The sequence below is a fragment of the Virgibacillus sp. W0181 genome (genome assembly GCF_051846915.1).
In the GTDB taxonomy this organism is placed as follows: Bacteria; Bacillota; Bacilli; order Bacillales; family Amphibacillaceae; genus JBPYCR01.
The window spans coordinates 1-11624 of sequence record NZ_JBPYCR010000058.1 but is presented as its reverse complement, the minus strand read 5'-3'; the positions used below and the strand labels follow the sequence as shown (position 1 = coordinate 11624).

Annotated in this window: 9 protein-coding genes and 1 pseudogene; 8 read left to right on the top strand and 2 right to left on the bottom strand. The window is 39.6% G+C overall.

Annotation, left to right across the window (positions count from 1 at the left end; all coding sequences use genetic code 11):
- Positions 1-191 precede the first annotated feature (191 nt).
- The 7 genes and pseudogenes from ACLIBG_RS15210 to ACLIBG_RS15180 form a co-directional block, all read left to right on the top strand.
- Entirely contained in the window at positions 192-1529 is a 1338-nt protein-coding gene (locus tag ACLIBG_RS15210; RefSeq protein WP_439313610.1) for an ISLre2 family transposase, read from the top strand.
- 330 nt (positions 1530-1859) lie between these two features.
- A complete protein-coding gene (locus ACLIBG_RS15205; RefSeq protein WP_439313609.1) occupies positions 1860-4598 on the top strand; it encodes a UPF0182 family membrane protein in 2739 nt (912 codons plus the stop codon).
- A gap of 356 nt (positions 4599-4954) precedes the next feature.
- On the top strand, positions 4955-6169 hold the full coding sequence (locus tag ACLIBG_RS15200) for a pyridoxal phosphate-dependent aminotransferase (RefSeq protein ID WP_439313608.1): 1215 nt from the start codon (positions 4955-4957) through the stop codon (positions 6167-6169).
- A gap of 248 nt (positions 6170-6417) precedes the next feature.
- Positions 6418-7269 (top strand): 4-(cytidine 5'-diphospho)-2-C-methyl-D-erythritol kinase, encoded by an 852-nt coding sequence (gene ispE, locus ACLIBG_RS15195; protein ID WP_439313611.1) that lies wholly within the window; start codon positions 6418-6420, stop codon positions 7267-7269.
- Positions 7270-7334: 65 nt separating this feature from the next.
- On the top strand, positions 7335-8153 hold the full coding sequence (gene purR / locus ACLIBG_RS15190; RefSeq protein WP_439313607.1) for a pur operon repressor: 819 nt from the start codon (positions 7335-7337) through the stop codon (positions 8151-8153).
- A 242-nt stretch (positions 8154-8395) separates the two neighbouring features.
- The gene (spoVG, locus tag ACLIBG_RS15185) at positions 8396-8692 is read left to right on the top strand and encodes a septation regulator SpoVG (protein WP_439313606.1); all 297 of its coding nucleotides are present in this window, start codon (positions 8396-8398) and stop codon (positions 8690-8692) included.
- A gap of 204 nt (positions 8693-8896) precedes the next feature.
- A pseudogene (locus tag ACLIBG_RS15180) lies at positions 8897-9052 on the top strand (DUF2200 family protein); the annotation flags it as partial.
- A 169-nt stretch (positions 9053-9221) separates the two neighbouring features.
- On the opposite strand, the gene ACLIBG_RS15175 reads toward ACLIBG_RS15180, so the two are convergent.
- A complete protein-coding gene (locus ACLIBG_RS15175) occupies positions 9222-10349 on the bottom strand; it encodes a trans-sulfuration enzyme family protein (RefSeq protein WP_439313605.1) in 1128 nt (375 codons plus the stop codon).
- 70 nt (positions 10350-10419) lie between these two features.
- Positions 10420-11043: an FMN-binding negative transcriptional regulator gene (locus ACLIBG_RS15170; protein ID WP_439312968.1), complete on the bottom strand. Its 624-nt coding sequence runs from the start codon at positions 11041-11043 to the stop codon at positions 10420-10422.
- 126 nt (positions 11044-11169) lie between these two features.
- Between ACLIBG_RS15170 and ACLIBG_RS15165 the strand changes: the two genes are divergently transcribed.
- The coding region (locus tag ACLIBG_RS15165; RefSeq protein ID WP_439313604.1) for a GntR family transcriptional regulator at positions 11170-11624 on the top strand (455 nt) is incomplete at its 3' end.

Below are 11624 nucleotides of genomic sequence, written 5' to 3'. Positions count from 1 at the left end.
GTATGAGTAAAATGTTTATGGGGGAACACATGAACTAATTACTCTAATATATGTTAGATAGAATGTCACATGTTAGAGGTTTGTGTAGGGGTATTATTTGGATTATGGGCAATAACCATGAAAAAGAGGCCTCTCTTTTGTATAGTTAAAGTTACAACACAACAACTATCCAAAGAAAAGAGGACCTCTAAATGAAAGATATCATATCTCAAATCACAATGAAAGAATTAGAACAGATAACATACCGTGCACTTCAAGAAACATTTTCCGAAGTGATGGCAGAAGTGTTGATGCACATGGATAAGACGATTGCTGAAAACAGGGATAAAAAAAGGTTTGAATTAAGAGATAAAAGAAGGATGACATTTGATTCTATGTTTGGTCACGTCGATCTTCGAAGGAATTATTACTTTGATCGCGAAACTGGAAATTATGTTTCCCTTTTAGATCAACACCTTGCTTTTGATGGTGGTCAGATGATGAGTCCTGTTGTACAAGATCTAGCAATTGAATTAGCTGTAACGGGTGTTTCCTATCGTCAGGCGGCAAATGCATTAGAAACCCTTTTGGGTTATCCCGTGATTAGCCACGAAGGAATCCGACAACAGGTCCTGAACACGGAAGTGATTCCCAAAGAAAAACAACCGTTAGAAAAGGATGTTATTTTTGTAGAAGTGGATGGATTATATACAAAGAGCCAGGAAAAAGGAAGAAAAGGTAGAGAATTAAAAATATCAGCGATCCATCAAGGATGGGAAATGAATGGAAAACGAGCGAAGTTGGTAGAAAAGCAACATTTTATTCATAGAAGAAAGTTACCTTTTTGGGAAGAATTTGAAGAATTTTTGGTAGAAACTTATGAATACGATCCAACTCGGCACCACTTGGTGATTAACGGTGATGGTGCACAGTGGATTACATCCTGTCGTGAATACTTCCGGCACAATGCGATCTTCGTTATTGATCGTTTTCATGTCGCAAGAGATGTGCAACGAATCTTCCGAGATCATCCAAGATACCGTTCCATCCGAAAGAAACTTGCAGCTTATGATGCAGATGGATTTATGACAGAATTAAATAGTGCAGTTGGAACCATTGGAAACGAGAAAAAAGAGGAACAATTAGAAGCATTGATTGCCCAATTGTCACAGTATCCAGAAGCACTTGAAGACTACCGTGAAAAGCTAGAAGATAAAGGAATCGATACAACACATTTCCGTCCTATGGGAAGTGGCGAAGGAACAATGAGTGTGTTTGCCAAGCGCTTAAAAAATGGGCGAAGTTGGTGTGAAGACGGAATCATGAAATTCATTGATGTCATGGTCGCATTAAAAGATGGAAAAGAAATCATAACTTTGCAAGGGAAACTAGAGCCAACGAAAGATCTAGAGCAAGAGAAACCACCAAAGCACTTTGTAGAGAAGCTTTCAAAGCAGGTAGGAGAAGCCACAAGGAATAATGTAGCCTATCTCCAGCAAACGATCAGAAAGCCTGTTTTCGCAGCTTTAAAGGGATTGAAAGGTTTCTAAAGTTATTTATCTAGCATGAAGACCTTTATAGTTTTCAGTATCCGAACACCAATCAGACGGGAATGCTCCAGTGGGAAAAGCAACAGGCAAAAATCCCGCAGGAAGTGTTCTGTGTTTCCAATGTAGTTGAGTAGTTTCCCAGAAGTGTGTGCCAACGGCGGCAGCGTGAATAAGAATGAAGGTAATCTATACAAAAAAAGGTGGATTTTTTAACCTTTCAAATAATCACCCACAAATACTTGACTCAATCTTAAATTTCTTTCTTATGTTCACAAGTACATAAATCTGTTACTATTAAAATAGGATAGAATGTTATTGGAGGTTTGAACATTGAGTTCTCGGAATAATCGGTTTGAAAAATGGGGTAAAATCGGTAAAAGAATGCGTTTTATTATAGCGTTGTTGCTCGTACTTATCGTTGTCGGCTTTATTGTATTTCAGTGGCTGACGGATTACATATGGATGGATACACTTGGCTATGAGAGCATATTCATGACTATTTTCACAAGTAAGGTAGCTTTAGGGGTATCAGGATTTGTTTTGTTTTTTATTTGTACATATTTTACGTTGTTTTGGATTCGGCATACTTATGTAAGTCACTTTGGCCGTGAACAATTACCACCAATTATGCTTCACCGCAAACAGATGAGTTTAATTATGCTTGGATGTTCTGCAGTTGTTGGTGTCATAGGCAGCACAATTCTCCAAGGTGTCGGGTGGGAGCCCGCCTTAAAACTGTTAAACCATACGGCATTCGGTGTAAAAGACCCTTATTTTAATATGGACGTTTCTTTTTATATATTTATTTTACCTTTTCTAGAGTTCATCGTTTATGTATTATTTGGGTTAACGTTACTCTTTTTAATTGCACAAATAGCCGCTTATTCGGTCTTTCATATTTATCGTATGAGTCGATCGGCGCAGATTCATCTAAGTGTAACGATTGGAGTCCTCGGTTTACTTCTAGCTGGTTTGCATGCATTGGAGCCTTACGGGACACTGCTCACGAATCAAGTAAATATATTTCAAAAAAGTACTGTTTACGGACTTAGTTATACGGATGAATTAATTAATATTCCGAAGTCTTATGTGCTTGCCGCTGTTGCGGTTATTGCTGCAATATGGATTATTGTCGCACTGGGGCGCAAGAAACTTCAGTCAATTATGATGCCGGTTATCGTTTATGCATTTGTGCTTGTTGCAGGGCAAGCAGCATCCGTAGTCGTGCAGAACTTTATCGTATCGCCGAATGAATTTTCCAAAGAAAGTCCGTACTTACAGCATAATCTTGACTTTACAAGAGCGGCATATGATTTGGATAAAATAAAAGTGGAGGAACATCCGGGGGATTATTCTTTGACAAAGGAAATGGTCGAACGGAATGAACTTACCATTAATAATGTTCGTCTAAATGATTCTAGACCGTTGCTGGATATATATAATCAATTGCAAACGTTCCGAACGTATTACAAATTCAATGATATGGATATTGATCGTTATGAAATTGATGGTAATTATGAGCAAGTGTTTATCGGTGCACGAGAGCTGAGCACGGCTGACCTTCCTTCCCAAGCACAAACGTGGGTGAACAAGAATTTAAGATACACACACGGCTACGGGATTGCGATGAGCCATGTAAATGAAGTAACTAGTCAGGGACAACCGAAATATTTAATGAAAAACTTGCCTGCACAAGGTGAATTTGATATTAGCAGAGAGCAAATCTATTTTGGGGAAGAACCTTATCCAAACGTAATCGTAAATTCAAAAGTTGATGAGTTTGATTATCCAACAGGGGACCAGAATGAATCGAATCGTTTTGAAGAGCGAACTGGGATACCGTTAAATGGATTTAATCGCTTCTTGTTTGCTCTAAGTGAAGGATCGTTCCGCATGCTCGTATCTGACCAGATAACGAGTGAGAGTCAGTTGTTGGATACGCGTAATATTATGGATCGTGTGAAACGAATTGCGCCTTTTTTCCGTTATGACAGTGACCCGTATATTTTTATTCGTGAAGACGGAACGCTCGCTTGGATGCTGGATGCCTATTTATCAGCAGAAAATTATCCATATTCCGAAGCGCATAAAGGAAATGAAAACTACATCCGAAATTCCGTAAAGGTTGTTATGGACGCTTATTCGGGCGAAGTTGACTTTTATGTTGCCGATCCAGAAGACCCTTTATTGCAAACTTATAAAAATATGTTCCCGGAACTATTCAAAGAAGATATGCCAGAGGATGTTAGAGCACATATTCGTTATCCGGAAATGCTGTTTAAAATTCAATCCGCCATGTATGGAACGTATCATATGTCCAATCTGGAAGTATTTTATAACCGAGAAGACTTTTGGCAGTTCCCAACAGAAAAATACTTTAACAAGGACATTGAAATGGAACCATACTATATAACGATGAGAATGCCGGAAGCGGAAGAAGAAGAGTTTATTTTAATGATGCCTTACACGCCTAAAAACCGGCAGAACATGATTGCCTGGATTGGTGTAAGAAATGATGGAGAGCATTACGGTGATATGTTTATTTATCAGTTTCCAAAACAGAAAAACATTTATGGTCCGCAACAAATTGAGAACCGAATTAATCAGGACAGCTATATTTCACAGCAATTAAACTTATGGTCTCAAGGTGGTTCAGAAGTGATTCGCGGTAATTTGCTCGCAATACCAATTGAAGATACGGTGTTGTATGTAGAACCTATTTACATTGAATCTTCCAATGAAACATCCTTGCCGGAAGTAAAGCAGGTTGTGATGGCTTATGAAGATGAAATCGTTATGGAAGAAACTTTTGAGAAATCGCTGGAGAAGATTTTAGGTTTGATTGATCCGGAAGCTGCCGAACCGGAAGATGAAGAGGGAGAAGCAGGTGCAGGTGAAGAGTCAGATGAACAGCAAATTGATCAAGAGCCAATTGCTGGTGCTGAAGCAATCCTGAAAGAATTTTCCGATCTGTTTAATGCATACCAATCCGCTTTATCAGCGGGAGATTGGGAAAAAGCAGGTGAAATCATGAAGGAAATTGAATCAAAATTAACAACAGTAGAATAGACAGTATATAAAAGAGTGATCCTTATTGAAGCGAGCGGCGACTGCTTCCGGTACCTTCGGAGACGTTGCTCGTATCTTCTGAAGGGCACTCTTTTTTATATAAAGGTAAGAAAGTATAAATTTTTGCGCATAGCTGTCTAGCTTAATCGCCCAGAAACTAGGCGACTTCCCGCAGCGCCTTACGATAAGTCATCATTGATTCGCCATGCTCATCGTGATTCCTTTATCTCAGTTGCTTCGGTCCAGTCGCTACGTTTCTAAGCAGGGCGCTTGCGCTTTTCTTATTAAGTAAACGCGGTCTTCCGCTTCATATTGGTGTAAATAATTTGCAAATATGTAATGAAAGAGGGTTGTTTATGGATTCTGTAGAGATGAAATTTTCAAAGCTTGGAGTTGAAAATGCACCGGGGCAAGAGGTGCGACAGAAAAATAATAAAGTGGAGATGCAAGTCGATAAAATACCTGGTATACCAGTAGACTTTTCACATGGTGATGTGGATGCTTTCGAACCGATTCCCGGCACATTGGATCAATTCATAGAAGGGGTTCAAATTGGTAGCAAGCAAGCATATACCGAATATCGGGGCAATAAAAAAATACGGGAAGAAACCGCAGAGAAGCTTGCTAATTTTACCAGTACAAAGATTGATGCAGATAAAAACCTTATTATAACACCGGGAACACAAGGAGCCCTTTTCTTGGCAATGGGTGCAAGCCTTTCGCGAAATGATAAAGTTGCTATCGTAAAACCGGACTATTTTGCCAATCGAAAGTTGGTAGAATTTTTTGATGGCGAGGTAATTCCTATTCAAATGGATTATCTTCGTTCAACATCAGAGGCGGGAGTCGATTTAACTCAGCTGGAGGCGTCTTTTAAAGCAGGTGTTAAACTGTTTTTATTTTCTAATCCAAATAATCCAACAGGGGTAGTCTATTCGCAAAATGAAATTAGAGAAATTGCTAAACTAGCGCAGCAGTACGAAGTAAAGGTCATTGTCGACGAGCTTTACGCTCGACTAGTGTTTGAAGGACAATATTATACGCATATATCTGCTCAGAAAATTTTAGATCCCGAAAATTTAATAACAATAATGGGACCTTCTAAAACAGAGTCCTTAAGTGGGTATAGATTAGGTGTTGCATTTGGATCTTCTAAAATTATTGACCGGATGGAGAAGCTGCAGGCTATTGTTTCTCTTCGGGCAAGTGGCTATAGTCAGGTGGTACTGAATTCGTGGTTTAATGAACCGGATGGCTGGATGGTAAAACGAATTGAACAACATCAAGCTATTCGTGACGATCTGATCAGGAAGTTACTTTCCATTAAAGGAATTCAAGTAAGAGCTACAGAAGCAGGTAGTTACCTGTTCCCAAAGCTGCCAGAATTAACGGTTACCTTAGAAGAGTTTGTGAAGGTTCTTCGTAATCAGGCAAATGTAATTGTAACCCCAGGCACAGAATTTGGCCCCCAATTCACCGATAGTTTTCGCATTAATTTTTCACAAAATCATAAAGCAGCAGCAGCTGCAATAGATCGGATTAATAAAGCGGTTGAAGCGTATCGTAAATGAGCAATTCTCAACAAACAGCGCATCTGTTTATGGGAGAAGGTTCAAGTAACTTGGTATCGTGTGAAGAATGCGGGCTTGTTCCCCTTTTTGTTAAGTCTTTTTGCCCTTTTATGACTAAGGTTTTGGGGAAATGAGCAGGTTTACTAGTGCGTATATGCCACTATTTATATGCAAAGATATGATACAATTCAAATACAGTAGAGGTCTCCTTGAGAGTGGAGCAAACGTTTAAGCGAGTAGGTGACGTTATGCGTGTATTTGAAAAAGCCCCGGCAAAGATTAATTTATCACTGGATGTATTGGGAAAACGCGATGATGGATACCATGAAGTGGAAATGATCATGACAACAATTGATCTATATGACCGGATTGAACTGGAATCTTTGCCGTCAAATGAAATTCAAGTTTCCGTAGCAACGAGATACGTGCCGAGTGATGAGCGCAATTTGGCATATAAAGCAGCAAAAGTAATGAAAGATTGGCTCAACATAAAAAAAGGTGTCCATATTAAAATAAAAAAAAGCATACCTGTAGCAGCAGGTCTTGGTGGTGGGAGTGCTGATGCAGCAGCAGTCCTGCGTGGATTAAATCGTTTATGGAATTTGCAATTATCCAATAAAGCGTTAGCCGGTATCGGCATTGAAATCGGATCGGATGTACCTTTCTGTGTTTATAATAAAACAGCTTTAGTACAAGGGCGCGGAGAAAAGGTAACTCCTTTACCTAGGCCACCCGCATGTTGGGTTGTTTTGGCCAAGCCGGATATAGGTGTCTCGACTACAAAGATTTTTCAATTGTTGGATACAGTAGACATCGTTCACCCACAGACTGACAATATTATTCAAGCATTAAAGTTTAGTGACTTTGATATGTTGTGTATGTACACCGCAAATGTTTTGGAGCAAATAACAACGGAGCTTCATCCCGAGGTAAAAGAAATTAAACAAAGGATGGTTCAAGCAGGAGTGATGGGCGGGCTCATGAGTGGAAGTGGTCCAACGATCTATGGTTTAGTGAAGCAGGAAAAAAAAGGTCAAAGAATATGCAATGGTTTACGCGGGTTTTGTAATGAAGTGTATGTGGTCCGTATTTTAGGCTAAATATTGCGTAAATCCGTATGAAAATGGTATATTAGGAAGTAAATATTCGGGTTTGGGGTGTAGTAATGAAAAGAAGTAATCGATTGATAGCCTTGACAAGCCATTTTCTTGACCATCCAAGACAGCATATACAGTTGCCGCATTTTTCTGATAGATTCAATGCATCGAAATCGTCCATTAGTGAAGATTTGGATATTATTGACGAGATGTTTCATCATGAAGGCATTGGACATTTGGAAAGAATATCAGGTGCATCTGGAGGAGTTAAATACATTCCTGCTTATTCTGACGAAAAGACGACGGTATTTATAAACAAACTATGTAACATGTTGGAAGACCCCGTACGTATTTTGCCTGGCGGGTATCTTTATATGAGTGATATTTTGGGTGATCCGCACATGGTTAAACAGATTGGCCGTATTTTTGCATCAACATTTGCTAACCTGGAAATTGATGTCGTCGTCACAGTGGCAACGAAAGGAATTCCGTTAGCTTATGCTGTTGCTGCCTGCTTGAATGTGCCTGTTGTTATTGTGAGAAGAGATCCAAAAGTAACAGAAGGCTCATCTGTCAGCATTAATTATGTATCCGGTTCCTCCAAAAAGATTCAAACGATGGTTTTGCCGAAGCGCAGTTTGCCTGATGGATCCAACGTTTGTATTATTGATGACTTCATGAAGGCGGGCGGTACGATCACAGGCATGCGAAGTTTGTTGGCGGAGTTTCAGGCGAATGTAAAAGCGATTGGAGTATTGGCTGAAGCGGATGATGAGGAAGATGAACGGGTCATTGATGACTATGTGTCGTTAATCAAAATTACGGATGTAAATATGAAGCAAAATCAGATACACGTTCATCCCGGCAATATAAAAGCGAACGGTTGATATTGAAACTCCACTTTGAGAGGAGTATTATTATTTCTTATGGGAAAAGGAAATAGAGCTTTTGGGCGCTTATCTTTAAGAAAAAAGGATGGGAGCTTTATGAACTATTATAGGTCGTTTTGTCCCGTTGATTATAAATATTTAGTTAATTTTTAAACTTTTTTATTTATTTAGCAGGACTTTTTTCCTTTTTGTTGAATTATTGTAACTAAGTTCAAATTGGGAAAAGGTGGTGAGACATCATGGAAGTAACTGACGTAAGATTGCGCCGCGTAAATACGGAAGGCAGAATGCGAGCCATTGCATCGATTACTTTTGACCAAGAATTTGTCGTCCATGATATTCGTGTTATCGACGGTAATAATGGATTGTTTGTTGCAATGCCTTCAAAACGAACACCGGATGGCGAGTTCAGAGACATAGCACATCCGATAAACTCCAATACACGTGCGAAAATCCAGAAAGCAGTGCTGGAAGAATATCAACGTGCCGGTGAAGTCGAAGCAGAAGTGGAATTTGAAGGAGCAGGAGCTTCGTGAACCACCCGCCACTTAGGGGGCTTCCGTCTTGACCGCAAGCCAACCCTATCTCCACTTTATTGCCAGGGTTAAAGCTTGAAGATGGAGTCTTCTTGCTAAAGTTCTTTAAAATTAAATATAACGAGTATAGGGGACTAATGAGATTTTAATTAGTCCTCTATTTTGTGCAAAGGTAGGAAAGTGTAATACAAGGGAGGGTTAATTATGAGTAAACATAAAATTTATACGATGAGTTTTGCGAAAGTTTATCCACACTATATTTCAAAGGCAAAGAAAAAAGGGCGTACTAAAGCGGAAGTCGATGAAATCATTCGCTGGTTGACAGGGTATAGTCAGGAAGAATTTGAACTGCAATTGGAATAGGATAACTTTAAGGAAGTGTGGATTTAAAATGATTTTGGAAGAAAAAAATGAGCTAATTTATCAGTGCTCTACTGAAAAATTAGCCCTTCGCTAGTCAACAATAACGCTAGTTTTAGGAAGATCAAAAATGTCTGGCCCATCAGATTCTAATGAAATTTCATTTTATCTATTCAAGCGCCTGCAATAAATCCTCTTTGAGATCATCCACATTTTCGATCCCGATCGATACACGTAAAAGATTTGCTGGAGCCATCGTTTTACTTCCTTCAACGGAAGAACGGTGCTCAATGAGACTGTGCGTTCCACCTAAACTTGTAGCACGGGTAAATAATCGTACCTTTGCAGCGACAGCCATTGCTTCACGCTCGCCGCCTTTCACCTGAAACGACAACATACCACCGAATGAGCTCATCTGCCGTGTGGCAATATGATGTCCTGGATGATCAGGAAGACCAGGGTAATGAACGGCTTCAACATTCGGATGCTGGTTCAAAAATTCTGCAATTGCCAATGCGTTTGAACAATGGGTCATCATACGTGGAGCTAGCGATTGCACACCACGAAGTGCTAGCCAGCAGTCGAATGGAGAAGGCACAGCACCTTTTGAATGTTGCCAAGCTCGTAGATTGGTCAACATAGGACTACCTGATCTTGCCACAACTGCACCAATCATTAAATCACTATGACCTCCGATATATTTTGTTATAGAATGGATTGATAAATCAGCTCCATGAGTAAGGGGCCGCTGCAAAACTGGAGTTGCCCACGTATTGTCAACCGCGGTGTAAGCCCCGGCCTGCTGTGCCATCTTGGTAATTGCTTCAATATCGGTAACCTTCAGAAGTGGATTAGAAGGTGTCTCGATCCAAACCAGGCCGGTTGGGGCACTTTTTATCGCCTTTTCAACCGCATGGAGGTCTGTCATGTCAATGACCACAATGTCAAATCTTGATCCAATATCCGTTTCCGTAATAAGCGAACGAATACCAAAATACATATCGTTTGGCATAATCAACCGGCGGGGTTTATCCGTAGGTAATGCCTCAATTACTGACGCGATTGCTGCCATTCCTGATCCGAAAGTGACGCAATCATGTCCGTTCTCAAGCGCCGTCATGCAATCTTCCAGAGCACGACGATTAGGATTATCCTCCCGACCATATTCGAATGCATTTGGATAAGACCCATCCGCAGCTCGTTCGAATGTAGTAGAGAGATGAATTGGCGTAGACACCGCGCCAGTTGTTTTGTCAACCTGGCGCCCAGAGTGAACAGCTTTCGTTTCAAAACGCATAAAAATTCCTCGCTTTCAAAAATGATTGTTATTAATGTTATTATGTGCTGTTTTATCAAAGAAAGCACATTTAATTCTTTAGTTTTTTCTTTCTAAGAATTGTTTTCATTTGTGATGCAATTTCCCTTTCATTCTCACTAGTAGATTGTTCCAGTTGTGAAGTAACAAGCTTTAATCGCTCCGTGGAATGATGTTGGCTCAATTTTGCTTTTCCTTCCATTTTATCAATCTTGATTTTGAATCCAACAATTCCTTTTGCCTGCCCTTCTAAAAAATGAGCATCCAATTGATCCCATTGATATGAACTATTTGGTTCTTCATATTTTAATACCATATCTTTAAGGGAATCCATCATTTCTTCGCCGTCGATGATTTCAACCTTTCCGTATACATGAGCAGCGATGTAATTCCATGTCGGAACAGCTTTATCTGTTTCATACCAGGAAGACGAGATATAACAATGCGGCCCCTGAAAAACAGCAAGCACTTCCTGTTCCTCTATATCTTTCCATTGCATATTCGGTTTGGCAAAGTGGCTGTACAAATATCTTTCTTCTTTATCTAAAATCAAAGGAAGGTGGGTCGCATACGGATGACCCTCGTGTTGGGAAAAGAGCGTAGCAAAGCTATTATTCTCAATTAGCTCATAAATTTCTTCTTCATCTTTGATTTCAAAGTGCTTTGGAATATACATGATCATCACCCCTCATCAATTTCGTGTTTGAATATATTTATTACTCTTATAAAATATAGTATGATATAAATTGACATTTAAAAAGATACAGTTTTAATTAATTAAGCATGTCAGGAGAAGGTTTATATGAAAAATTACCTTTTTGTCTTCAACGAAAGCACTCCCAAATACAAACAAATCTACGAACAGTTTAAATCATTGATTGAACAAGGCAATGTGAAAGCTGATGAACAACTACCTTCTATTCGAAAACTTGCAGCTTCTCTTCAAGTCAGCCGTAATACAACCTTATCGGCATACAATCAACTTGAAGCAGAGGGCTATATTCGCGGGGAAGGGCGAAAAGGTTATTTTGTTAATCGATTAGAGCCTTCTTTATCCCAGGAAGCCCTAATTCCCACTAGCAAAAAGAGGGTGGAGAAGAAAGCGTCCGTTCGTGTCAATTTTCGTACAGATGCTGTAGATCAATACCATTTCCCTTTAAAACTATGGAGGCGAATAGCGAATCAGGTTTTAACGTTACCTGAGAGCTTTCAATATGGAGAACCTTTTGGAGAGGTGAATCTGCGTGAACAAATTGC

Coding starts and splice junctions, on each gene's coding strand:
- ACLIBG_RS15210 (WP_439313610.1), top strand. CDS start 192: ATGAAAGATATCATATCTCAAATCACAATGAAAGAATTAGAACAGATA.
- ACLIBG_RS15200 (WP_439313608.1), top strand. CDS start 4,955: ATGGATTCTGTAGAGATGAAATTTTCAAAGCTTGGAGTTGAAAATGCA.
- ispE (WP_439313611.1), top strand. CDS start 6,418: ATGCGTGTATTTGAAAAAGCCCCGGCAAAGATTAATTTATCACTGGAT.
- purR (WP_439313607.1), top strand. CDS start 7,335: ATGAAAAGAAGTAATCGATTGATAGCCTTGACAAGCCATTTTCTTGAC.
- spoVG (WP_439313606.1), top strand. CDS start 8,396: ATGGAAGTAACTGACGTAAGATTGCGCCGCGTAAATACGGAAGGCAGA.
- ACLIBG_RS15175 (WP_439313605.1), bottom strand. CDS start 10,349: ATGCGTTTTGAAACGAAAGCTGTTCACTCTGGGCGCCAGGTTGACAAA.
- ACLIBG_RS15170 (WP_439312968.1), bottom strand. CDS start 11,043: ATGTATATTCCAAAGCACTTTGAAATCAAAGATGAAGAAGAAATTTAT.